Raw genomic sequence first — 26164 nt, forward strand, 5'->3', positions numbered from 1 at the left:
AATGCCAATTATTCCTATAGCAAACAGCGCTCCAAAAGTAGCAAGCGCAGGTGAAAAGAGTCAGTTAAACACTACGGCAGGATTTATAGCTGCCGAGAGTTGTTCTGCTAATGGTCAGCCTACGTCATCAGCAATCAGTACCAATAGCCTTCCACAATCATGGTATCCAGAAGTCAAACCTACCGATATCGACCACTATTTGTTTTTTGATGAAATTGAGATGTATCGTACTGACGTCAAACCAGAAAACTATGTGTTTTTAGGTGGTGTAAATGGTTCACATGCTATGCCTTACGGCCTAGGCCTTAACCATAGGGGAGAACTTAACCTTATTGCGGGTAAACCTAAGAACCTCATGAAATCGCTGCTAGCTTCAGCGAAAGGCCTAGGTGGCCAGGCACATAATTTTCAACAACCAGAGCAGAGAAGAAATAAAATTAGACAAGCCACTTTAGAAACTGCAGATAGCTATAAAAGCCTTACAATAGGTCAGGACGGTAATATATATGCCCAATTAAAGAACAAGGACAATTCCTTTCATAAGTTAGAGATATCCCAAAATAAAGGGCCAAACTTGTCTGATCCTCTTCAAGTCAGAGTTAAGGCTGAAAGTGTCTCAAAGCAAGTGTTTGAAACTAACACCGCGGTAGACGGACTTTATGTAAAAAATGGTCGAGTATTCTTGGAAGCCAGTGATAGTAGAGGGCAACGTACACCTAAACAGTTGCGATTCAGAGGTAGTTTCCTTGACGCAGTAGATGTTAAACGTTGTGGTGACCGATATCAGGTTACAGCAAAAGATACCACGACAGGACGAGCAAGAGTTCGTTATGTGAAAAAAGCGGATATTGACTGGGAATCTGGTGTGGCAAAATATAGTCACAAGGGACCTCAAAGCTTGAATATGGCAATTGGCGGTGATCCCAGGGAACGTGTCACCTCAGGACAGCCCTTTGATTCGCGTAGGTTGGGAAATGCTGAGCTTAAAACCATCCCCTTGTTCGGAAATTCCATCAGTCAAATTTTTCACAAGGAGGTCCCTATTGTCAATCCTCAAGCTATAGCTACTGGGGCCAAAAAAACAGCGCGCACGGTAGCAAAAGTACAACATATTGAACCCAAAATAAGATTTTGGCATCAGAATTTAAGCCATAAAGGAAAAGAATTAACAAAAAACAAGTCAGTCATACTTGGTCATTTGAAGGATTACAATTCATCGAAAAAAATCACAACCACTCAATCTGGACGAGTAGCAGAAGATGGAGACTTAGTGAAGAAGGTTGAAGTTAGGGCAACAGAGGCATTAGATAAACTGAATAAGATACTGCTTTCTTCAAGAGATAGAAAAAATTCTGACTTAGAACCCATAGATGGCAAGACCAATATACACAATGTTAAACCAAAGGACTTAAATGGATTAGTCGACGATATATTGCAGAAACTCCAAAGTGCTGAGCCGCAAGTTAAAGATGAAAATAGACAGGCGTATACACGACTAGTAAATCGCGTCGATGGCATTAAAGCCACCATTGCGCAACTCAGGAATAAAAAAGATGTCTCAACATCGGATGAGGCGTCTAGCAAATTTGATCTTGTCTTCGCTTCAGCCATTGAAGATTTGCTTGCTATAAACAAATCTCTTGATATGGGTGATATAGAGTCGTCAGAAAGAGACAGCCTACTAGTTAATGCCGTTAGGTTAGGAATGCCCGGTTTAAAAGACTATACCTCTATTGATACGATGATGACTAAGTTGGGAAAAAGTCATCGCTTAGAGAGTTTGATTCGATCAGCAGATAGTTACAACTCAGAAACTCAAAGCAAAATTGAAGCACTGACAAAGCAAGTTAACCGTTTGCAAGAAGGCCAGTCAATTAAGCTTGATAAGGGGTTCCAGGCAGGAATGTTCTTTGGTATGGCCAATGGAGGAATTCCCGCTGTTTTCCCTGGGAGTGATCATACTGGGTGGTTCGCGGGTGCTGTTGCCTCACTACATAACAATTACGACGTTTCTTTTGCTCCTGATAAGTCGAGTAACATCACTGTCAAGTTTGCCAATAAACATGAAAAGTCTGCCGTTTTGTTGGCTGGAACAGGGCAGGGACTCGAGTTTGAACCGATAAAACAAACTGTGGGATCACTAAAATGGGGTACTGTTATGCCTTTCGAAGCTAACCTTATCTTATCCCATGCAAGAGAACTCAATAGAAGTTTCGAGTTTTCGGTAAGCCCTGAAAACATGCCTGGGGTTATGGAAGCATTGTTAGATCCTGGAAGTGTATCTCTACAACCGGCTACGGAAACGATATCCAGTAGTGACCCTGCACTTAAAATGACGGAAAAACAATATCAAACAAATAAATCGAACACTACATCGTTAGCGCTAGAGGGGAGTTCAGAATCAAGGTTGCAAGTCGGTACTGATTGGAAAGGTGGAACAGATCCAGTGTTTGGAGTGACTCCAAGAACAGCATTAGGTGCCAAGCTCAACCTAAATATAGCGAGCTACACTAGATCAAGAGATTTCGCATTCGGCGATCGTGAGCACAAGCCAGAGCAGTTACAAAGCAAATTAGAAGGTATGAGGATCACTTACAAGCCCTATTTTTCAACAAAGATTATGCCTATCGTAATGCAAAGTTATGCAATGGGAGATGGTGCGTCTAATGTTCACGCTTTTCCACTGCCAGTGATAGAGGAGTCAAGGGAGTTGAAAACTGTATTGCCTTCAAATATTCCTCATTCATTGAGAAGTGTTCTGTCAGAAAGCTCAAGTTCAAATTTATCTGACAAGTTGGTGCCTAATCATGGGGTAGAAACTCCAAGTGGTGCGAAAAATTTAGACATAAGATCAAAACGCCCTAGCAGCGCAGTTGATGTTGGTGAAGCTGATGCCAAATTGCTGCAACGGTCGGGTGTAGAAACGCAAAAAGCGCAGGAATATGCAGATAAAATCACCGATAAAGTTAATAAAATAAACGAAAACCCTAAACTTTCAAATGAATCTAAACGAATTCTGGTTGAGATTGGTAGTAAAATCATCCAGGGCCTTGATGAAGGGATAACGCAACAACGAGAAAAAAGTGGTGAGGACTTTCAAGCATTTAATTTACGTCAACCTGTAAAGCCGTCAGTTCTAGGTGAGCTAATGGGTGTGGATGAGCCGATTTCAACTGTTAGTTTGAGTGATTATTTAAAAGATAAAGAGCATACGTATAGAAGCATTACCGGGCTAAGTATCAAGCCTCATTCGGACAAAGTACAAAAGCTAGATTCTATGCAGAAAGACTTCTCTAGGCAAAAAGTTCTTGCTCACAACAAAACTTCTGATATCACGGCGATTGCTGAGTACTCTATGTTGCCAGAAAAAATTGAGACACTTGCGCAAGACTATACTGAGGTATTGGGCAAGCTAGACTCCTTTTTACGTGATGATCCCGTACAAGCTGAAAATACTCTTATGGCTTTCCATGGCAAACTAACCGATAGAATGACAAGTAGGTTTACACCGATGTCAGATAGGGGAAATAGTATCTCTGGACAGTTAGAGAAAGTCGTAAAAAAACTCAATTACAAGGGAGAAAGTGCAAAAATAGATTATCATTTGGCTAAAATAGAATTCCAAAAAACGTCCAGAAAGCATATCACCCATGAAGGAGGAATATCTAATTTAAACCTTTCTAACTCAGTAGGTTATAGCCTAACGGAAAAGTTGGGGAAAATTGAGTTTAAATATGGTGCACGTAATCAAAACTTGCCGAATGATATTGATTTCTCAAAGTTAAAGCTTGTTGCGCAATACTACCCACATAAGGAGCCGCTATCGGTTAAATCGGGCGTAGAACCGTTAAACGTAAACCGTTTGGGCTGAAGGTGTGGCAATGACCTGAGTGATACTCTCTACTGTGGTCTATTTCGACTAACGACCGTTCTACTTCGCCATCGAAGTCTGAACCCATGGGCTGCTGAGTCAGTCGTGACCACTCAAGCAGATCACATCTATGACTATCGATTCTTTCGAAACGAAAAACCTATTGTATGCTGGTAAAAGATCTATCGAGATGAAGAGTATTTTTAAAAGCCCATAGTAAGACATGATGCAAGCAATGCTCTAAGGGAATGGAAGCAGGAGTGCGATTATCTATGGTTTCGATGAATGATAACAGCAAAAAATTTTCGATTCGGATAACCATTGGGACACTGTGCCTTCTAGTGACCATTTTGACCGCTGTTGTCGCTTTATCTATTCATTATTATTTTATTTCTTCTACGTTGAAGTCGAATCAGTTAGACGAGTTTGCCGATCTGGCTTCTGACATCTCTCATGATATTCAATCGCTCGATAATAGAATGGGCAGTACGGTCACTATGTTATCGAATATTCTGACTACCAAGCCGATGGATACAGATCGATGGCTGCCGATTTTGGTGGCGACATTAGAAGCCAGCCCAATGATTTACAGCGCATATATTGGCACACAACACGACGAGTTTTATCAGCTGATAAATTTGGATTCATCCGTTAATTTGCGGCAAAAGGTTAATGCTAAGCCCAGCGATAGGTGGGTAGTCGTCCATATTAGCGAAAAAGACGGCGTACGAACTAAGACGACACAATTTCTCAATGAGCAATTGGCAGTACGGGATAGTTATACACAAAGCAGTCGATTTTATCCTACCCAAAGGCCGTGGTTTCAAACGGCGCGATCAACAGGAGGCGTGTTTAAAACTGAGCCTTATCTATTTCAACATCTCGCCGTTTCAGGTCAAACGTACTCAGCACAAACTATAGACAACACGGCGGTGGTCGGTGTCGACATACTGTTATCGACACTTTCTAAGACGCTTCGAGATAGAGTGGATACAGCGAGCAGTGAAGCGTTTTTATTTCGCGAGTCCGGAGAGGTGCTAGCGGATACGCGCGTTAACCAACCGTCTATTTCACTGCCTCAGCTTAGCCCACTGCCACTATCTGAAGTAGAAAAACAAACCATCACAGACGCACGAGTATTAAAAATATCTAATCAAAGAAGTTGGGCGCCTATGGATTATACGGTCTTGGGTGAGCCTAAAGGTTACGCGATTGATGTGCTGCATATGATCAGTCAGCTCACTGGTATTCAGTGGAAGTTCGTTAATGGCTTTGATTGGAGTGAGCTTGTTAAACAATATGAAGAAGGGTCAATCGATGCGTTGCATTCTTTGCAAAAGCACGATGATGGCTACGTGAAAGGAGAATTTAGCCAACCCATATTTACCCTCCCGTTTGGTGTGCTTGTCTCTGATAACAACTCCAAAATTCGCAGCTTAACGGATCTTGAAGGGCAAAGAGTAGCTATTCTTGCTGGTTGGTCTGTTATTCCTAAACTCAAAAAACAATACCCTAAGATGAAGTTGGTTGAGGTCCCGGATATTTTTGATGGGCTGCAACGTTTGAAAAATGGCGATGTGAAAGCGTTTATCGATAGCCGTGAAATTCTACAGCATGCGGTGCAGCATTACTTTTCTACTGGCATGACAGTATTGCAAGATGTTGAGCCGTTTAACCACAGTTTTATCAGCCAATTCCACATTGTTGTCAGCCCCAAGCATGCGGCGCTGATCCCCATTGTTAATAAGGCCATTCAATATATAGACCAACATCACGTGGGATTATTGCAAGATAAATGGATGAAAGACAGCACATCGTCTTTCCAAAATGTGGTGCCGTATGCGATTTTTTATGAACTTATCAGCCATCCAAAACAACAAGGGAAGTTAGTCGCGACCACCATTCGAGGTACCGACTCTTATGTTTATGTACAACCAGTCCACGTTGGGGCATTGAAAGAGTATTTGGCCATCACTTTACCTGCTAAGGCGTTACACCAAAAAGTGATTCAACAGATAACCAGTGCGACATTGATCTCGACGCTTTTTATTATTCCCATGCTCTGTGTGGCTTGGTTTGCAGGAGCCCCCATTGCTAGAGCAATCCGCACTTTGAGAGCTGAAACAGACAAGATAAAAAATCGAGATTACGATAATGTGCAACCTGTACCTAGCCGCGTAATGGAAATTGCCGATCTGTCAAAAGCGATTGTACGAACTTCCGATCAGCTTAAGCAGAACGAGGAGCAGCAAGAAGCCCTATTTGATTCCATAGTGCAGTTGATAGCGCAAGCCATCGATGACAAATCGCCCTATACCGCAGGCCATTGTAATCGGGTTCCGATTATTGGTTTAATGTTGGCTGAAGCTGCAGAAGACACTCAGACTGGCCCGTTTAAAGACTTTCGATTCGAAGGGGAGAAAGCAAAACGCGAGTTTAGCTTGGCGGCTTGGTTACACGACTGTGGCAAGTTGACAGTACCAGAATACATCGTCGATAAAGGGACGAAACTTGAGGCAAACTATAATCGCATTCATGAAATTAGAACTCGCTTCGAAGTGCTTTGGCGCGATGCCGAGTTGGAATGCTATCGGCATATTGAAAATGGGCAAGATAGAGAACAGGCTAAATCTTGGTTGGCCGCGCAGCAGCTACGTTTGCAAGAGGAATTTGCTTTTATTGCCGCTCTGAATATTGGTGATAAACCAGTCAGCGACGCCGATAAGGACAAACTTCAAACGATTGGTCAGCAGCCTTGGACCCCTCATTTTGATGATAATCTCGGTTTGTCACCCGTCGAGCAATTGCGAAAGCCCACATCTGAATCCGTACATACGTTATTAAGGGATCTACCAGAGCATCTCATCCCCCGATATCACCCGCCTTGTTATGATTTCGGTATCAAGATGAAAGCGCCCGAATACTTAGCGAATTTAGGTGAAGTTTATAATCTATTGATACCTCGAGGCACTTTGACAGCTGAAGACCGATATCGAATCAATGAGCATATGATAAGTGGTATCAAAATGCTGGAAAGTTTGCCCTTTCCTGAAGAGCTGAAAAATGTACCGCGCTTGGCGACCACGCACCATGAGACTTTGGCAGGTACTGGTTATCCGCGCCAACTGTCGGCGAAAGACTTATCTATACCTGAGCGGATACTGGCGATAGCCGATATATTTGAAGCATTGACAGCGTCAGATAGACCGTATAAAAAAGCCTTTCCTTTAAGTAAAGCAATACAAATCATGCATGATATGGCAGATAGAGAGCACATTGATAAAGCGCTGTTTGAGTTATTTTTGCAAAGAAAATTGCACCTTAAATACGCGCAAGAATACCTCAACCCAGATCAATGTGATTTGTCTTAGTATACACAGCTGAACAAAACACGAATAAAATTAACCATTATCAGGACACCGCGATGAGAACGCTTTCGTTATTCACTTTCACCCTTTTGCTTCTAAGTGCTTGTACCAACTCCGTAGATACGCCAGACCGATGTAGCCAATTAAAAGCTAAATTACAATCGCAGTGGACAACTGACAATGCAATGGCATACACCAAGAATTGTGTTGCTTCCGGCGATGTCGGCAGCCAATCTTGGTGTAAGGAGGTGAAAGAGGTGCTGACCAATGACGGTTGGACGGACAAAAAAGCGCAGGTCGTTGGTTACCAGGAATATTGTGAATTTTAGTTGGCCTTCTCACTCAGCTTGTCTGGTAGAAACTCATTCATAACATCAACTAGGTTATCCAAAGAGAAGCCTCTGTATTCTACATGGTAGCCTTTGTAATTGAGCTTTTTGAGGAGGCCATGTGACTTCTCTACAAGCCTCGCTTCGTTATAGCGCTTTTGCTGGCGCTTAACCTCCACTACCAATATTTTTTTATCAAGATCATTGATGGCTACAATGTCTATTTCATTTTGACCTTTTGCATCCCAATAGCCACCAATACGACCAAATTTTTTCGACTCAATAACTATTGCTTTGAACAGTGACTCCAACGCTAGTCCAGAGTAAACCTCAAAATCTCGCTCTATATTGCGCTGGATGTACTCGTAGTTTTCCATCTCGACGGCACTCTTATTGGAGTGGATGAACCTAAACCAAAAATTCAGAAATGGATCCGAAATTGCGTAACGAACATCCCTAGAGGTCTCCTTCGAGCTGATTGGTCGCATCTTGGTGATGACATCAAAGATCTCATCCAATTTTTCAAGGTGCACACCAACACTCGTACCAAGAAAGTTTTCTATACGTGCTCGACTTGTATTTCCTTTTGATATTGCGCCTAAAATATCAAAATACACTCTATGCTCAGAGCCAAAGTCTTCAACTAATCGGTGCGCGCCTTCTTTGATGAACGGTGAAAACTCAGAGATCACGCCCTCAAAGAGGTTGTCATTCTCGGCAGTAAAGCGAGTAAGCCACTCAAGGTATTTGGGTATGCCTCCAGATAAGCACCACCAGACAAGCATGTTTTCAGCGCTAAACTGATGGTGATCATTCATCACAGCAGCAATATAAGATGGTTGAAGGGGTTGAATCCTGAAAAATCGGTCATCACGATTGAACAGAGGCTCATCTTTCCCTTTAAATATTTTGGTCATCATACTGTACAGAGAGCCGCAACATACAAGATGCGTCATCGCTTCTCTTTTGTTGGTATCCCAAAGGTTTTGCATTTCGGAAAAGAGGCTAGGGTTTACGATCTCAATATCTTGGAATTCATCGATAATAACGGTGAGTGGCTGGCTTTTAGAGTAGTCTAATAGGAATTCAATAACCTCTTTCAGTGACTGTGGGTGGAAGAATTTTACTCCTAATTCATTACGTATAATGTCTGTAAATTCATCGACAAGTGAGCTTTCGTTTTTTCTACTTATAAATAAATACAGGTACTTAATATCGCCTTCGATAAAGGCTTCATTCAGAAGTCGAGTTTTACCGACTCTTCTTCTACCAACCATTACACTCAACTGCCCTTTGCTTGCTGCAATCTCGTTTGAAACTCGTTTTAACGCTGCTAGCTCTTTCTTTCTATTATAGAATTTTTGCATAACATAACACTCTTTCCATCTACTACCCTTGGTAGGATAAAGTGTAAAATGGTTAATGTAAATAAAATTACAGTAAGATTAATTACAGTAATTTATCCAACAGAAACCTGTTGATAAGTGAATCGCACCGAGTTCATCGGAGACGCGATATTTAAGCCAGGTTACTTTACCTGGCTCTTCAAGCCGCACATAGTGATTTGATGCATGACTCCAACTGGTTGAGTTAGTGTACAATTTTTCTTCTTTGCATGGATTGAATCATGGCCAACTTCGTTTTTTAACGTTTCCACTGTTCAATTTGACTAGCTCAAGAGTTTTTTTCGATTTCGATTCAAGAGAGGTTAAGCATTGTTCGACTTTATGTTGAAATTCACTTCTTCCACTAGGGTTCGTCTCTTGGGTAAGAGTGTGTGAGTGTTGTAACTGATGTAACAGATCAGTCAGCTTGCTATTTTGTCCTTCTAAGTGATTAACTTTGGCTGTCAGTTGTTTTAATATTTTGGTCTGATCAGTGAGTTTATCCTCTATTTTATTAAAAGCACTGAGGATTTGGGCAATATTTTGTTCCGCCATCTGAGTGTTCTCTTTATTATTTTTAAGCCGTCATAGTTGATTATAGGTGACATTCATCTAAAGCCATCATGGCGAAATCGGACAAAAATAGCCTTAACGTAGAATGTTTTCCCAATTCCATGTGGACCCCACCTTTATCACGATGAGCAAGAATTTAATGCAAGGCGTTAATGCATAGTATATTTATCCTATTTTATGTGTGTAATGGGAATAAATATTACTTTTGTTTTTGTGATACAAAGACAAAATGAACTCTGTTGTATATGGAGTGGGTGAGGTAAATTGTCCCCCGATTCATAAGAGGGAATTATTGATGAAGACTAAATTAATAACTATTGGCGTTTTTGCCTGTCTCAGTGCCCAAGTGCAAGCACAAAACCAACAAGCGGTAACAGGTACCTCGCCAGAAAGTGTATTGAGTAAATTTGAAGCCATGTATCAGGTTCGTGATCGAATGGAAAAAAATGGCTATACCCTACACCGTTGCGGTATTCAGCCGATTCGGCAGAGTGCATCAAGCCATATACCACATAGTCAGGTCCAGTGCGTTTATTCCAAGCCTGGCCCACTTCCAGTCGATGAGTCTGAGCTTGCTTATTGGCATCTCAATGTACTCTACGGCGTAGAGTCTGGTTTGTATCAATCGGGTGATGAGTTTACCAATTACTATCAATCAAGAGTGTTTACTCATGAGCCAGAGCATCTATTGGCCTCTGGGCCACATTACTATCGCGAAAGGGCGCGCCTGCAATCTTTAGGCATGACCGTTGGTGAGTGCTATCTTCAGCAAATATATTACTTTAGTAACCCTACCGAGAAAGCGTATTTATCGCATGTAGCAACATGCCCTGTTAACGGAGCTGAGGGTAGCTTTTCCGGCAATATTCAAATCGACATCGATTATAATGTCGACAACATGGCCTATAGTGAAAAACAGGTCACTTTTGGTGCTATTTAGCATGGCGTTAAAATAGAAGACTCACCGTTATTGTGTAGTATTCAGCGCCGATAGAAGGTTAAACGCCGAAGTTAACCTTCTATTATCTTGTCAAATCTGCTCATACACTCCTCCAATTATTTCATGTAGTTATCTACGCCTTAGCTGTCTTCCAAAAGGATGAGGCGCTCTTAATTCATTGCCGATAGGGTATCTCGCCTAAATCGCACATCGTTCTTTTATATGCATTCGCTACGGAAAGGTGAATATCAATGGATAGTAAAAAAAGTAATCTAATGAGGAAACCATGCTTAGCACTCATGGTGTTTGGGCTGTTGGTAGGTTTTGCTAGCACTTCACAAGCGTTTGAAATGACCCATCATGCGCAAGGTATAGCAATATCAAATACGGGTGCTAATGCAAACCAACCCGTTATTGTTAGTAAGCCCAACGACGAGACATTTCACTATCGGGAAGGTGAGTCGCCAAACTTAAGTATCTCGGATGCGTCAGCGCATTGGTTGGATATCAATACTATCGCGTGGTTTGAGAACTCGGGTGCGAGCCGCTACGCGTTGTGGAGTCGAGCACAGGGTAGTCCTCAGATCGGCCAGCAAAAGGAGTTCAAACGATACCCTTTGTCGATCTCCGGAATCATTGATAATCCAGACGCCCCTTACCTTAACGGCCGCACCGCTTTCCATCTTCAGGTTAGTCGTACAGAAGCAAAGGCCCTGCTGAAAACGCAACTTCTTGCCGTTGCCTTGGAAAACAATGGTAAGCCGATAGCTGTGACAAGGGTTCAAATTCCAGGTGTTGTTGACGATCTCTATACTCTTGGTAGCGATAGCGCTTTACAGGCCCACTTAGGGAGCTGGATTGAGGGCAACAAGGTACACTTTGCATTGTGGGCTCCCACTGCGCAAAAAGTCGAGCTGTTACTGTACAGTGACAATAAATCGCTGTTGCCTGCATCTCCCATCACAATGAAAGAGGATAGTGCGACTGGGGTGTGGCATTACCAAGGGAGCGCAGCGCTGAATAAGAAATATTATCGATATCGAGTAAAGGCCTTTCAACCAGAAACTGATAAGGTAGAAAACATGGTAACGACGGACCCATATTCCTTGTCTCTTAGTCGCTCGAGTCAATATTCTCAGGTGGTTGATCTGACGGCTGAGGAAACCAAACCCGCAGGATGGGATACACAGCGCACGCCTAAGATGAAAAAACCTATTGAGAATGTGGTGTACGAGATGCACATTCGTGACTTCAGTGCTAGTGACACGCAAGGAACGCCGAAATACAATGGCAAGTATTTGGCGTTGACAGAAAACCAGCGCGAGAGCGTTCAACACCTTCGTTCACTGCAACAAGCAGGTCTCACCACCGTGCATTTACTGCCGACGAATGATTTAGCGTCCATCCCGGAAGAGGACAGTAAGAGTGTGAATATTACCGATACAGTTAGCAAGCTTTGTCGGATCTCCCCTAGTGCTAAATTGTGTCGCAGTGGCGCTTCAAGTAGCACCACGATATTGTCTTTACTTGAGCAAGCTAACCCATACAGTGGAGAAGCTCAGGATATTATGGCGGATATTCGAGCCCTGGATAGTTTCAATTGGGGGTATGATCCCTACCATTACACTGTGCCAGAAGGAAGCTACGCGGTGAAAGCCGATGGCATTTCTCGTATTAGAGAGTATCGCCAAATGGTGCAAGCTCTGCATGAAATGGGACTTTTGGTGGTAAGCGATGTGGTGTTCAACCATACCTACTCAGCGGGATTGGACGATAAATCTGTACTCGACAAGGTGGTCCCTGGTTATTATCACCGACTTAACCCTATAACTGGCGCCATTGAACATTCAACTTGTTGTGAAAATACAGCGTCAGAGCATCGTATGTTTAGCAAGTTGATGTCTGACAGCCTAACAACATGGGCTCGTGAGTATCGAATTGACGGCTTTCGTTTTGATTTAATGGGGCACTTGATGAAATCGAGTGTTTTACACGCGTATCGTCAGGTAAAGCGTATCAATCCCAATATCTGGTTTTATGGCGAAGGTTGGGACTTTGCCGAAGTGGCCAATGGTCAAAGAGGTGAAAATGCCACCCAGTGGAACATGGCCGGCACAGGTATTGGAACTTACAATGATAGGTTGCGTGATGCCGTCCGTGGTGGTGCGCCGTTTGATAGCGGCGATGAGATAAAACAATCGTTCGGCTTTGCCAATGCAGGCGATCGATTCGATGCGTCAGTGCAATCAAGAATGGATTTGATACGTTATGGTATGGCGGGCAATTTACAAAATTATCCCCTGCAAACCTACAGTGGTGCGATGGTCTATGGGCGAGATTATCAGTATAACGGCCAAGCTGCAGGGTATACGCTGTCACCGCAAGAATCGATCAATTACGTGTCCAAACATGACAATCAAACGCTTTGGGATATCAATCAATATAAAGTGGCGGACAACGTAAGCTCTGCCAATCGAGCAAGAATGCAAATTGTTGCCCTTTCTACGGTATTGTTGGGTGAAGGCGTTCCGTTTTTGCACATGGGCTCTGAGCTACTTCGTTCAAAATCCATGGAGCGCGATAGCTATGATAGTGGCGATTGGTTTAACCGAGTCGATTTTAGCATGCAAACGAACAACTGGAATGTGGGGCTGCCTAGAGCAGACAAAGATAAAGCGAACTGGCCCACCATTGCCTCTGTCATCAGCAATCCCAATACACAAGCGTCTGCGCAAGACATTCGCTGGACAGATTCGGCGTTTAAAGACTTGTTAAGAATAAGAGCGTCTTCTCCACTGTTCAAACTCAGCCGAGAAGATCAGGTTGTGAAACGGGTGAAATTCCACAATACAGGGCCAGATTCATTGCCAGGTTTGATTGCCATGTCAATCAGTGACGGGCCGGAAGTTGGGGGAGATCTTGACAAACAGTTTTCGGGTATCCTGGTGGTTATTAACGCCAATACCGTAGAGCAAAGCATCCATATACGAGGGTATGAGCATTACGTTCTACATCCAGTATTACAAGATTCACGAGATGATATCGTTAAACAGGCCTGCGTTGATGGCAGTATTTTCACTGTCCCAGGCTTAACGGCCGCAGTCTTTGTCAAGCCGAGATAAACATCACGTTTGGCGATACACTGTGTGAATTCACAGTGTATCGCTGCGCAATTTTGGCAAACCAAATACAGCAATAAAGCAAAAAGCTATGCACAACTTCTGTGGAAAACCTGTTAGACCCCTGATGGCAAGGTAATGGTTCAGGTGCAAATATAATTTTACCGTCCGGCTATTTTTATCATGTTTAAAACACGGTTTGCAGAACAGCAGTTTTCGTCTTTGGAATAGTATATTTGTGACATTCTTGGGTTTTTTAGACTGTTAGTGATTATTGATAACACACAATTGTTGCTATTTTGTTGCAAGTTAACAAAATATTAAACACTAACAATTACAAAAACAATGTGGAGTGCTCAATGTCAGTTTCCAAGTCTTCCCATCAGCCCCATTATGCTGCAAGAGAAATAGGCCGTATCGGCTTTCTGTTATTAGACAACTTTACTATGTTAGCGCTAGCTTCAGCTGTTGAGCCTTTGAGAATGGCGAACCAGCTTAGTGGCAAGCCGTTGTATGATTGGTTCACTGTGACGGAAAATGGCGAACCGGTATACGCCAGTGATGGTATTCAGGTCACCCCCGATACCTCTGTGGCCACTGCGCCAAAGCTAGATACCTTGATTGTTGTTGGAGGGGTGAACATCACACGCAGTTATACCCGTCGCCAGATAAGCTGGGTACAGTCTTTGGCGCGTAAACATGTTCGTCTGGGTGGGGTATGTACTGGGCCATACGTGCTCGCAGATGCTGGGGTTCTTGATGGCTATGAGTGCAGTGCCCATTGGGAATGTATTCCAGCGTTGCATGAAGCCTACCCTAGAGTACTGTGTTCAAACCGCTTATTTGTCATTGACCGCGATCGCATGACTTGCAGTGGCGGAGCGGTCCCCATGGATATGATGATCCACATGATTAAGCGTGACTACGGCCATGAACTCGCCGCCAGTATTTCCGAGATGTTCATTTGTGAAAGAATCCGTGGTGAGGGCGACTACCAACGTGTTCCTCTGCGTCATGTGCTAGGCACCGCCCAACCCAAATTAGTGGAAGCCATCGCATTGATGGAAGCCAATATTGAAGAAGTGATAGAGCTTGATGAATTAGCGATGTATGTAGGTTTATCTCGACGTCAGCTGGAACGTTTGTTCCAAAAATACCTTCAATGTCCTCCCTCTAAGTACTACATGAAACTGAGACTATTTCGCGCTCGGCAGTTGTTACGCCAGACATCAATGTCGATTATTGATATTGCCACCGCGTGTGGGTTTGTCTCTTCTCCTCATTTCAGCAAATCTTATCGGATACACATCGGTATTTCTCCTCGAGCAGAGCGCATGAACCACGCTGGCGATGGTGCATTGAGCAATGCTTCGCTTGCCCCTGAACTGGTAGAGGTGGCAACGCCTGCTGAACTTGCGGCGATGAATATACCTCAGCTGCGCTCATCGCGCTCTTTGCATGAAGCGCAATATGAACCCACTTACGGCGATGTACTCATTTAAGAACGCTTAAGCCGGTGTCATCTTTCATCGGCTTTTCTCTTTAATACCCCTTCATATAGCCAATTCACGTTGCTTAGAATCTCGCATCTTGGCGTAATGTGATCATCGCGATGTCGCAAAGTGCTACGTAAAAAGAGACTTGAGTGACGTTTTCAGAACACTTCAAGCGCGCGGGAATACCTATTCTGATTACACCATAGTGAACAGATGTAGGTGAGAAGATGAACGCCAGGGAACTTCATGATGATGCCATCGTCATTGATGGACTCGTGATTGCTAAATGGGATCGCGAGCTATTTGCAGATATGCGAAAAGGTGGGTTGACGGCCGCCAATTGCACCGTATCGGTGTGGGAAGGGTTCCATAGCACAGTAAACAACATCGTCGAGATGAATAGGCTCATCGATGCCAACCAAGACATGGTGATCAAGATAAAGTCTACCGATGACATTCGTCGCGCTAAACGTTTAGGTAAAACGGGTGTGATGATGGGCTTTCAAAATGCAAACGCGTTTGAAGATCAGACGGGCTATGTTCAGATATTTAAAGACCTCGGCGTGGGTGTGGTACAGATGTGTTACAACACCCAGAACTTGGTGGGTACGGGGTGTTATGAGCGTGATGGTGGCCTGTCTGGCTTTGGGCATGAGATTGTTGAAGAGATGAACAGTGTTGGGGTGATGTGCGATCTTTCACATGTGGGAGAGAAAACCTCAAAAGAAGTGATTCTCGCCTCAAAGAAACCTGTGTGTTATTCCCATTGCTTACCAAGCGGCTTAAAGGATCACCCGCGAAATAAATCCGACCAAGAACTGAAATTTATCGCCGATCATGGCGGTTTTGTCGGCGTGACTATGTTTGCCCCGTTCCTTAAAAACGGCATTCATTCCAGCATCGAAGACTATGTAGAAGCGATTGACTATATTTACAACTTGGTCGGTGAAGACCAAATCGGCATCGGGACTGATTTTACTCAAGGGCATGGGCAACCCTTTTTTGAATGGCTCACTCATGACAAGGGTTATGCTCGTCGCTTAACCGACTTTGGCGAGATCATTAACCCCGAAGGGATCCGAACGTTAGGTGAGTTCCCCAACTTAACTGATGCATTGCTGCGCCACGGCTTTAGTGAAACTTTGGTTCGAAAAATCATGGGCGAGAATTGGCTGCGCGTTCTGGCCGACGTGTGGGGCGAGTAATGCCAATTCAAAGCCAATATAGTCATGTTCAGAAAAAGGAGTTGAGATGAGTGTACACGCACCTGAAATGCCTATTTTGGTTGATGACGTCACTGGCGTATGGACAACAGACGCGTTGCCCATGCTCTATGTTCCACGCCATTTTTTTGTCAACAACCATATGGCCATAGAAGAAGAATTGGGGCCACAACGTTATGCGCAAATCCTTTATAAAGCGGGATATAAATCAGCCTATTATTGGTGTGAGCGAGAGGCCGAAGAACATAGTTTGGTCGGTGAAGAGATTTTCCAACACTACATGAAACGCTTGTCGCAGCGCGGTTGGGGCATTTTTACCACCGAGCGATTGGATCTTCCTTCTGGCATTGCCCGCATTCGCTTAGACAATTCTGCGTTTGTCTACCAATACGGCAAAGTGAATCGCAAAGTGGATTATATGTTTACTGGCTGGTTTGCAGGCGCGGTGGATCAAGCTGCGCTAAGCCTAGGTGTGTCGGTAAAAACCCAAGCGACTCAGATACAGAGCGCTGCCGAGGAAGGATGCGAATTTGGCCTATTCGAAGTGGAGCCCATTAGCCATTAAGTCGCTAAGTCATGATGATAACGTTGAGTTAAGCCCTATCACGTAAGACAGCCTTAGACCATGAGGAATAAGGCTCGCACAGAGGTAAAGTATGTCTCAATTCGGTGTTCTGTTTCAGCCTTTAAATATTAACAAATTGACGATTCGCAATCGCATTGTCAGTACCGCCCATGCGGAAGTTTACGCAACCGACGGAGGCATGACGACTGATCGTTACGTCAAGTACTATGAGGAAAAAGCGAAAGGCGGTTGTGGTCTGTGTATATGTGGAGGGTCAAGTGTCGTGTCCATCGACAGTCCGCAAAGTTGGTGGAGCTCTGTTAATCTTGCTACCGATCGTATTATTCCTCACTTTCAGGATCTCGCTCATGCAGTGCACAAGCATGGCGGCAAAATCATGATTCAAATTACCCACATGGGACGACGTTCCCGTTGGGATGGTGAGAACTGGCCAAATCTGATGTCACCATCTGGCATTCGAGAGCCAGTGCATCGCGCGACGTGTAAAACCATCGAAGAAGAAGAAATTTGGCGAATCGTTGGCGATTTTGCTAAAGCGGCGGTGCGCGCTAAAGAAGGCGGACTCGATGGCGTAGAATTGTCGGCCGTGCATCAGCATATGATTGACCAGTTTTGGTCCCCTCGTGTTAACAAACGCAGCGATCAATGGGGTGGCAGTTTTGAAAATCGCATGCGTTTTGGTATGGAAGTGCTCAAAGCGGTGCGTGAGGCCGTTGGGCCAGATTATGTGGTCGGCATGCGCATTACTGGAGATGAATTTCACCTTGATGGGCTCAGCCATGAAGACATGAAGCAGATCGCCGCGTATTACGATGCAACGGGACTGGTGGATTACTTTGGTGTTGTCGGCTCTGGCTGTGATACGCACAACACATTGGCCAATGTCATTCCCAACATGAGCTTTCCACCCGAGCCTTTTTTGCATTTGGCCGCTGGGATAAAAGAAGTGGTGTCTGTACCTGTGATTCACGCGCAAAACATCAAAGATCCCAATCAGGCGAAACGTATTCTCGAAGGCGGTTATGTGGACTTTGTCGGCATGACTCGAGCGCATATTGCCGATCCGCACATTATTGCCAAAATTAAGCTCAATCAGACCGATCAAATTCGTCAGTGTGTTGGCGCTAACTATTGCATTGACCGTCAGTATATGGGGCTAGATGTACTTTGTATTCAAAATGCGGCGACGTCGCGAGAATACATGGGACTGCCACACATTATTGAAACCACCAATGGGCCTGTGCGGCGCGTAGTCGTCGTCGGAGGAGGCCCGGGAGGTATGGAAGCTGCACGGGTGGCGGCTGAACGCGGTCATCATGTAACTTTGATTGAAAAAGCCGCAGAGCTTGGCGGGCAGCTCAATATTGCCGCTAAAGCGCCACAACGGGATCAGATGGCGGGAATCACGCGTTGGTTGGCAATGGAGCTCAGCCGCCTTGGCGTTGAGGTGATACTTAACCACAGCGCCAATGCTGAGATGATTCGTGAGATGAGCCCTGATGTGTGCATTCTTGCCACGGGAGGACGCCCGTTCATTGAGCAAAATCCGCAATGGGGCGCGCAAGAAGGCTTGGTTGTGTCAAGCTGGGATATTTTGAGCGGTGAGGTGGAGCCGGGGAAAAATGTTCTGGTCTACGACACCATATGTGAATTCTCTGGTATGTCTGTGGCTGATTATCTCACTGCAAAAGGCGCATTGGTGGAGCTGGTCACTGATGACATCAAGCCAGGCGTAGGCATTGGCGGAACCACCTTCCCAACCTATTACCGCAGTCTGTATGAAAAAGAAGTCATCATGACGTCGGATCTCATGCTGGATAAGGTTTATCGCGAGGGAGAAAGCTTAATTGCGGTGCTGGAAAACGAATACACCGGACAAAAAGAGGAGCGTGTGGTTGATCAAATTGTCATTGAAAATGGCACTCGTCCTAATGAAAGCCTGTACTACGAACTAAAAGCAGACGCCATCAATAAAGGTCAGATTGACAACGAAGCGCTGTTTGCTGCTAGAGCACAACCTGTACTGGAGCAGGAAACGCATGGCATGATTTTATGGCGTTTGGGAGATTGTGTATCGCAGCGCAATGTCCACGCTGCTATCTATGACGCATTGCGCCTGTGTAAAGATTTGTGAGGAGATGCTCATGAGCTTCAATTTGCTGTCTGAAGACTGGTTGTTGCCGCTACTTATCCTCACTTTTGGCCTACTTGCTGTGGTTGGTATGTTGCTTCGCGTTCGTTTGTGGCGACAAGGGCAAAAAGAGCCTGTAGCGATCTTTGCAGGACTAAAAGCGATGCCAAAGCGCTATCTCGTCGATCTTCACCATGTGGTGGCGCGTGATAAAGCCATGTCTCACACTCATGTCGCCACGGCGGGCGGTTTTGTGCTTTCAGCGCTACTCATTGTTGTGGTTCATGTGTTTCAGCTCGAATCTCAAGTACTTTCTTGGGGATTGCTCGTATCGCTTGCGTTGATGTTGGCAGGAGCGGCGTTTGTCTTTTATCGCCGTGTTAACCCGCCGTCTCGCTTGTCCAAAGGAGCGTGGATGCGTTTGCCAAAAAGCTTGATTGCGTTTGCTGTCAGCTTTTTTTTGCTCACGCTGCCGACTTCGGGGCTCGTCCCCCTAGGGTGGGGAGGCGAAGCGCTGAATATTTTTCTGCTGATCGGTGTTATTTGGGGGATGGGGGAGTTAGTTTTCGGCATGGGTTGGGGCGGGCCAATGAAACACGCCTTTGCGGGGGCGCTGCACCTAGCATTCCATCGCCGACCTGAGCGTTTTTCTGGTGGTCGTTCAACTGGGTTGAAAGTGCTCGATCTGGAAGCCAATAAGCTTGGAGTAGAGAAGCCAGCGGATTTTAAATGGAACCAATTGCTTGGATTTGATGCCTGTGTGCAATGCGGCAAATGTGAAGCCATGTGCCCAGCTTTTGCGGCAGGTCAGCCACTGAATCCGAAAAAGCTTATCCAAGATATGGTGGTTGGCCTCTCAGGAGGAAGCGACAAACATTACGCGGGCAGCCCTTATCCGGGTAAAAAAATAGCGGAGGCTCGCGGAGGGGCGCATAACCCCATTGTGAATGGACTTGTGCAGGCTGACACTTTGTGGGCTTGCACCACTTGCCGTGCATGTGTCGAAGAATGTCCGATGATGATTGAGCATGTTGACGCTATCGTGGATATACGTCGCTTTTTGACTTTGGAAAAAGGTCAAACGCCGGAAAAAGGGGTTGAGGTACTGGAAAATCTTATTTACACCGATAACCCAAATGGCTTAGTCCCACACCATCGCTCACATTGGGCAGCCGATCAGGATCTGAAACTGATGTCGGAGGTGAAGCGCGCTGATGTTTTGTTTTGGGTATCGGATGGTGCCTTTGATATGCGCAGCCAGAGGATCTTAAAAGCCTTCGTACAAATCGTCAAAGCCGCTGGCATCGATATGGTGATTTTGGGGGACGAAGAGCTTGATTGTGGAGATGTGGCGCGCCGCCTGGGCGATGAAGCAACCTTCCAACGGCTGGCCAAGCGCAATATTAAAACCTTGTGCCAATATGATTTTAACTGCATTGTCACGACCGACCCACATGCCTTTCACACGCTCAGAAATGAATATCCAGATCTCTATCCTGAGGGTGAGAAGCCGCAGTATCCAGTGTGGCACCACTCAACCTTCATCAATCAGCTGGCGGAAAAAGGCCTGATTCAGTTGCGCGCCTATCAAGGGGGGAAAGTGACCTATCATGACCCTTGCTATCTTGGCCGTTATAACGGCGAATACCAATCACCACGCGCTTTGTTGAAACTGTTGGGCTGTGAGCTGGTGGAAATGGAGCGCTCTGGATTTCGCTCGCGATGCTGTGGTGGTGGTGGCGCTGCGCCAATCACTGATATTCCAGGAGAAAAGCGTATTGCCGACATGCGTATGCAAGATATTCGTCACACTGGCGCAGATCTAGTGGCAGTGGGGTGTCAGCAATGCACCGCCATGCTCGAAGGGGTGGTTGAGCCAAGGCCACAAGTCAAAGATATCGCTGAAATCGTCGCTGAAGCTTTGCTGTTGGACAAACCCTCTGCAGAGGCGTTTGTTTGGACGCCAGAGTCGAGTGTTGAGCCGGTATAGGAGCCAAATATGAATGAGCGTATTTTACGTCGTGATCGCCGGGTGGAATGGATTCGGCGTAACCGCTTGCATCCACAGCATCTCCAGTATCAGCTGCAGCCTGATGAGTGTCGTGGGCCAAGCGGCTTAATTCGGCGTTACCCTCACCAGGTCGGATTCATTGGGCCAAATGGTATCAAGCGTATTGATCGCTTGAACGGCAGTCGTGTCTTGTCAATTAGTCTAGGCAGCAAAAAAGCAGAAGCCAATACCGCCTTGCCAATGCATTGTGTTGAAGCGGCTAAATATTACCTGATTGTGGTGCCGGATATGCCTGGGGGCAGGTTGTCTAGCCACGACCGTGATGTGCTGGGCTTGGCGCATCAGTTAGTGGCGCAATACGGTGCGGGTGGCGCCGTCATGGCGGTAGTGTTTGGTCTACATCGAGAAACAGAGTTTGCTACCGCAGGTGTTGACCGCTTGCTGCATTTAAGCTGTGCGACCTTTGATGGCTACTGCCCCGAGCGAAAAGCCGATGCGCTTGCCCAAATTGATCACCAATTTAGCCCTAAACATTGGTTGATGCCTGACAGCATTGATGGAGGATTTGAACTTGGTGCGCGTCTGGCTGCTTCAATCAATGAAAGGCCCGTAACTCAGGCCTGGAAGGTGAACACAAAAGAATCCATATGTCGTGCAGGTAATGGAAGAGTCGATATTAAGCGTCATACTCCAAAATGTCTTTTGTTGGCGCCAGAATGCGCGCCGCACATTGATGAAACTTGTCACCAAGTGTTAGAGGTTGAGTTTAGTTATCGAGATAGCTATGCCAGCCAGATTGAGGACTTAGGCCAAATTGCCGTCGATCCGCAAGCCATTCCGCTCACTGAAGCGGAATTTATTTTATCTGCTGGTAACGGAATTCATGATTGGGATCAGTTCCACCGGGCAGCCGAGGTGCTCGGTGCCACCGAAGGGGCCAGTCGCGTCGCGGTGGATGATGGCTTTATGCCGCGCAGTCGTCAGGTGGGGGCTACAGGCCATTGGGTGAGCGCTCGGGTGTATTTGGCTGTTGGCATCAGTGGCGCGATTCAGCATCTACAAGGCATTGAGGGCTGCGATAAAGTTATTGCCGTGAACACCGATGTTGGCTGCGATATGGTCAAGCGTGCGGATCTTAGCGTGATTGCTGATAGCAACGCACTGCTTATTGAATTAGTCGCTTTGATGAAACAGCACCAAGGGGAGACGTGTCAGGATGCCGCTTAAACCCACTCCATCATTACGCATTAGTGCCTTGGTTTCTGTTGGTGTGCACCCAGATTCTGGGCGCTCTCGCCGTGCAGCGACCGATGCCCGAGCCATCGAGTTGGCATTAAATATAGACAATATAGAGCTAGAAGTGGTGCACGCTGGCGATCCGTACCATCCAGCGCTACGAGAGTATGCTGGAATGGGCCTGAGTCATTTGCGTGTAATTGCTCAAGATGAACAACGCGATGCCATTGATTCGTTGGCCACTTATTTGACAAATACTATGCCCGATATTGTGCTCACGGGTACGAGAGCAGAAAGTGGCGAGTCGTCCGGGCTACTGCCTTTTTTTCTCTCGCAGCGGATGGCCTGTCCGCTGGTGTCCGGTATTACCAATATCTTGCAGATTGAGAATGGCTACGCCGAGGTGTTGCAAGCACTGCCGCGCGGTCAGCGCCGATCACTGCGTGTGCCGTTGCCGTTTGTGGCCTCTGTACATGAAGCGGCGAAACCACCCAGACAAAATGCATTCGGCTTGGCGCGCCGAACACATATCGATATTACCAAATCAGAATCAACCACACTCGATAACGAGCGAATGAGTTGGCAGACAATGCCTGCAAAAGCCAGAGCCAAGCGGTTAAAAGTCGTCAAGGCGAAAACGGCGGCGGAGCGCTTTAAAGCGGCAACCGTCAAAGCCAGCGCGTCCGGCGGCCGGGTCATGAAAGACCAATCGGTGCAAGAAAAGGCACAGGCGGTGTTTGATCTGATGTTGGAAGAAGGAGTGATTCGTTGAACATGGTTTGAAGCGAGTCGGTACGTATTCTGGTGAACCCAGATGAGAAAAGACAAATAAGACTCAAAGAGGGATCCAATGAAAACAATTGTAGGCTCTGCCCCAAAGCGAAGAGGATCAGTGTCGCGTGTTAAATATGACACCGATTACCGCACTGGTCAGGATAACATTCGTTTTTGGGGACTGGACATACACAATCCAGTATTTGGCATAAGTTTAGGATTAATACTGCTGTTTATTATTTTAATCCTCAGTTATCCGCACGCGGCAAAACAGGCGCTGACCACAGCTCGAAGCTGGTCTATCAATAACTTCGACTGGTTGTTCATGAGTGGCTGTAACCTGTTTGTGCTGTTTTGTTTTATGTTGTTAGTGCTGCCCGTTGGCAAAATTCGCTTGGGTGGTGTGGATGCAAAACCAGAATTTTCGACGCTTTCCTGGTTCAGTATGCTGTTTTCTGCCGGGATGGGGATTGGCCTGTTGTTCTGGAGTGTCTCTGAGCCAGTGGCGTATTACACTGGCTGGAGCGGTACGCCACTCAATGTTGCACCGTATACGCAAGCTGGGGAAAAACTGGCGCTCAGCGCGACCATGTTCCATTGGGGATTACATCCTTGGGCGGTGTACGCGGTGGTAGGTCTGGCGCTGGCGTTCTTTAGCTATAATAAAGGACTTCCTCTGACCATCCGCTCTGCGTTTTATCCGATTCTGGGTGAACGCTGTTGGGGGCCGATTGGCAACATCATTGATATTTTGGCGGTGTTGGCCACCATTTTTGGCCTTGCTACCTCGCTCGGACTTGGTGCGCAACAAGCAGCGGGTGGGCTGAACTACTTGTTTGGAATCAATAACGATCTGGTGACGCAGGTCGCGTTTATCATCGCGGTTACCATGATAGCAATCCTGTCCGTATCGTTCGGGCTCGATGGTGGCATTAGGATAGTCAGCAACCTAAATATGATTCTGGCTGTAGGTTTAATTGCATTGATCATTGCTGTTGGCCCAACACTGTATATTTTCCGTTCGGTTGACACGATTGTCTCAGGTTATACCGAGAATTTCATGTCTTTATCCAATTGGATAGGACGGAAAGATACTGAGTGGCTCCACAGCTGGACGGTGTTTTATTGGGCGTGGTGGGTGTCTTGGTCACCATTTGTGGGCATATTCATTGCTCGCATCTCCAAAGGTCGTACCGTACGCGAATTCATTTTGGCGGTATTACTGCTGCCAACCTTGGTCACGGTGATTTGGATGGCCGTCATGGGCGGTACTGCAATGGAGCAAGTTACGCATGGCATCGGTGAGCTGTCTAATGGCATCACAGATGTTTCGCAAGCCATGTTTCAAATGTTCGCCAGCCTTCCATTAACGTCATTGCTGTCCGCGCTAGGACTCATACTAGTGGTGACCTTTTTTGTGACCTCGGCCGACTCTGGCGCACTAGTGATCGACAGCATTACCTCGGGTGGCAAAAGTAATATTCCCGTTGCACAGCGTGTGTTGTGGGCATCGTTGGAAGGCGTTATTGCGATTGTACTGCTGCTTGGTGGCGGTTCAAACGCACTGACTGCCCTTCAGGCGGGGGCCATCAGTACTGGGCTTCCGTTTACTCTGGTGCTGATCATGATGTGCTGGAGCCTGTATCGTGGCTTAAATTCGGAAAAACATTTGTATTATACCCGTAGCGTACGGCTATACCGTAAATAGCGAAATTGGGGCTGTTGTCACTTATCTGACAACAGCCCCTAATCATTGACTCTTACAGCAGAGAGCGAGTTTTTAGCTAGAAGTATTGAGGTTATCTAGCACCCGATCTGAGTACCAGTTAAGAAAATCAAGCACCGCATATTCGTACGTTTTCGAATACGGGCCTGGTTGGTAGCTGAGTGAATTTATCCCTCGCTGGTTTTCTTCACCAAGGATTCGGTCTTGGTCATTGGTGGCGTCCCAAACCTGGCGCAGACGATCAGGATCGTAGTCAACACCTTCTACCGCGTCTTTATGCACAAACCATTTTGTCGTCACCAGTGATTCTTGCGCCGAAATTGGCAAGACGCGAAAGACAATGAAATGATCGCTTTGCATATGGTTCCAAGAGTTGGGTAAGTGCAGAATTCGTAAAGAGCCAAGCTGACGGTTCTTGATGCGACCAAGTAATTTTGAGCAGCCCTGACTACCATCAATGGTCATGACTTGAGTCCCTTCTTTTAACGGCATGCGCACCAGACGATTACGCTGGCCAAAGTTTTTGTGCGCGTGCGGTATGGCTTCTGCCTCCCATTCGGCGGCCATGCGTTTGCAGTAGGCAAGAAATTCTGCCGAAGCACGAGGATCAGTGGTATCGTCCCACTCCAACAACGTATTGAGCAGTTCAGGGTGGCTTCCTGCACAGTGATAGCATTCTCGGTTATTTTCAATCACCAGTTTCCAGTTGGCTTTTTCGTGCATGGTCGACTCGGCAGCCAGTTTGGTTTTTTCCACATCATACGGCGCCATGTACTCATCCAGTGTGCTGAGAAATTCATCGAAATCGGAATCAGGCGGCGTATCACCTAAACAGATGAAAATGAACCCGCCTGCCGTTTTACAATGCACATCATGAAGTCGGTGCTCAGAAAGGTTAAATCCTTCTCCCATTTCTGTTCCTGCGTAGAGCAGGTTACCTTTGGTATTGTAGGTCCACTGATGATAAGGGCAAACTAGATTGGCCACCTTGCCTCGTGCTTCAAGGCAAATGCGTGAGCCTCGGTGACGACAGGTGTTATGGAACGCATTCACGGAGCCATCAGCATCGCGCACAATCAATACTGGATTCTGGGCAATTTCAACGGTGAAATAGTCACCTTTGGATGGGATCTCGCTCGTCATACCAACGAATAGCCACTCTTTTTGAAAGATCTCTTCCACGTCGATGCGAAACAAGTAGGGGTCAGTATAAAGTGGTCGAGGCAGCGAATAGCCTGGTTGGCGGTCGACCAATATCTTCGTCATTTCACTGCGAGCTAGGTCCAGGTTTGCATAAGTGATATTGAGTAAATCATTTTGTGTCATTTCTGCCGTCTTCCTTTTAGTTGTCATTTCGGTCTGGGCTTATTTATCAATGACTCTTCCTGCCCAGTAC

Annotated in this window: 15 protein-coding genes and 1 pseudogene; 13 read left to right on the plus strand and 3 right to left on the minus strand. The window is 46.0% G+C overall.

Going from position 1 to position 26164, the window contains the following annotated elements; genetic code table 11:
* The first annotated feature begins 1 nt into the window (after position 1).
* The 3 genes from M9194_RS18220 to M9194_RS18230 all read left to right on the plus strand — a co-directional run bounded on the left by M9194_RS18220 (position 2) and on the right by M9194_RS18230 (position 7568).
* Positions 2 to 3871 carry a hypothetical protein gene (locus M9194_RS18220; protein WP_250614124.1) on the plus strand — a complete coding sequence of 1290 codons (3870 nt, stop codon included), beginning with the start codon at positions 2 to 4 and terminating at the stop codon, positions 3869 to 3871.
* Positions 3872 to 4143: 272 nt separating this feature from the next.
* On the plus strand, positions 4144 to 7242 hold the full coding sequence (locus M9194_RS18225) for an HD domain-containing phosphohydrolase (RefSeq protein ID WP_250614125.1): 3099 nt from the start codon (positions 4144 to 4146) through the stop codon (positions 7240 to 7242).
* A 53-nt stretch (positions 7243 to 7295) separates the two neighbouring features.
* The gene (locus M9194_RS18230; RefSeq protein WP_250614126.1) at positions 7296 to 7568 is read left to right on the plus strand and encodes a DUF3012 domain-containing protein; all 273 of its coding nucleotides are present in this window, start codon (positions 7296 to 7298) and stop codon (positions 7566 to 7568) included.
* On the opposite strand, the gene M9194_RS18235 is transcribed toward M9194_RS18230, so the two are convergent.
* Complete coding sequence (locus tag M9194_RS18235) at positions 7565 to 8935, minus strand: ATP-binding protein (RefSeq protein ID WP_250614127.1); 1371 nt, start codon at positions 8933 to 8935, stop codon at positions 7565 to 7567. The genes M9194_RS18230 and M9194_RS18235 overlap by 4 nt on opposite strands.
* 258 nt (positions 8936 to 9193) lie before the next feature.
* Positions 9194 to 9508 carry a hypothetical protein gene (locus M9194_RS18240; protein ID WP_250614129.1) on the minus strand — a complete coding sequence of 105 codons (315 nt, stop codon included), beginning with the start codon at positions 9506 to 9508 and terminating at the stop codon, positions 9194 to 9196.
* Positions 9509 to 9821: 313 nt separating this feature from the next.
* On the opposite strand from M9194_RS18240, the gene M9194_RS18245 reads away from it, so the two are divergent.
* The 10 genes and pseudogenes from M9194_RS18245 to M9194_RS18290 all read left to right on the plus strand — a co-directional run bounded on the left by M9194_RS18245 (position 9822) and on the right by M9194_RS18290 (position 24750).
* Positions 9822 to 10466 carry a hypothetical protein gene (locus M9194_RS18245; RefSeq protein ID WP_250614130.1) on the plus strand — a complete coding sequence of 215 codons (645 nt, stop codon included), beginning with the start codon at positions 9822 to 9824 and terminating at the stop codon, positions 10464 to 10466.
* 413 nt (positions 10467 to 10879) lie between these two features.
* Positions 10880 to 13585: pseudogene (gene pulA / locus M9194_RS18250) on the plus strand (pullulanase-type alpha-1,6-glucosidase); the annotation flags it as partial.
* Positions 13586 to 13944: 359 nt separating this feature from the next.
* A complete protein-coding gene (gene gbdR / locus M9194_RS18255; RefSeq protein ID WP_250614132.1) occupies positions 13945 to 15087 on the plus strand; it encodes a choline metabolism transcriptional regulator GbdR in 1143 nt (380 codons plus the stop codon).
* Between the two features lie 221 nt (positions 15088 to 15308).
* Positions 15309 to 16286, plus strand: coding sequence for a dipeptidase (locus M9194_RS18260; protein WP_250614133.1), 978 nt, complete (start codon positions 15309 to 15311; stop codon positions 16284 to 16286).
* Positions 16287 to 16332: 46 nt separating this feature from the next.
* Complete coding sequence (locus M9194_RS18265) at positions 16333 to 16869, plus strand: DUF5943 domain-containing protein (protein ID WP_250614134.1); 537 nt, start codon at positions 16333 to 16335, stop codon at positions 16867 to 16869.
* 91 nt (positions 16870 to 16960) lie between these two features.
* Positions 16961 to 19024 (plus strand): NADH:flavin oxidoreductase, encoded by a 2064-nt coding sequence (locus M9194_RS18270; RefSeq protein ID WP_250614135.1) that lies wholly within the window; start codon positions 16961 to 16963, stop codon positions 19022 to 19024.
* Positions 19025 to 19034: 10 nt separating this feature from the next.
* Complete coding sequence (locus M9194_RS18275) at positions 19035 to 21011, plus strand: (Fe-S)-binding protein (protein ID WP_250614137.1); 1977 nt, start codon at positions 19035 to 19037, stop codon at positions 21009 to 21011.
* A 9-nt stretch (positions 21012 to 21020) separates the two neighbouring features.
* Positions 21021 to 22259, plus strand: a complete 1239-nt coding sequence (gene etfA, locus M9194_RS18280; protein WP_250614138.1) for an electron transfer flavoprotein subunit alpha — start codon at positions 21021 to 21023, stop codon at positions 22257 to 22259.
* Positions 22249 to 23040 carry an electron transfer flavoprotein subunit beta gene (gene etfB / locus M9194_RS18285; protein WP_250614139.1) on the plus strand — a complete coding sequence of 264 codons (792 nt, stop codon included), beginning with the start codon at positions 22249 to 22251 and terminating at the stop codon, positions 23038 to 23040. The genes etfA and etfB overlap by 11 nt, the downstream gene beginning before the upstream one ends.
* Before the next feature lie 78 nt (positions 23041 to 23118).
* A complete protein-coding gene (locus tag M9194_RS18290; protein WP_250614140.1) occupies positions 23119 to 24750 on the plus strand; it encodes a BCCT family transporter in 1632 nt (543 codons plus the stop codon).
* 72 nt (positions 24751 to 24822) lie between these two features.
* On the opposite strand, the gene M9194_RS18295 is transcribed toward M9194_RS18290, so the two are convergent.
* Positions 24823 to 26094, minus strand: coding sequence for an aromatic ring-hydroxylating oxygenase subunit alpha (locus M9194_RS18295; protein ID WP_284676642.1), 1272 nt, complete (start codon positions 26092 to 26094; stop codon positions 24823 to 24825).
* Positions 26095 to 26164 lie beyond the last annotated feature (70 nt).

Source organism: Vibrio sinus (assembly GCF_023634645.1).
Taxonomy (GTDB): Bacteria; Pseudomonadota; Gammaproteobacteria; order Enterobacterales; family Vibrionaceae; genus Vibrio; species Vibrio sinus.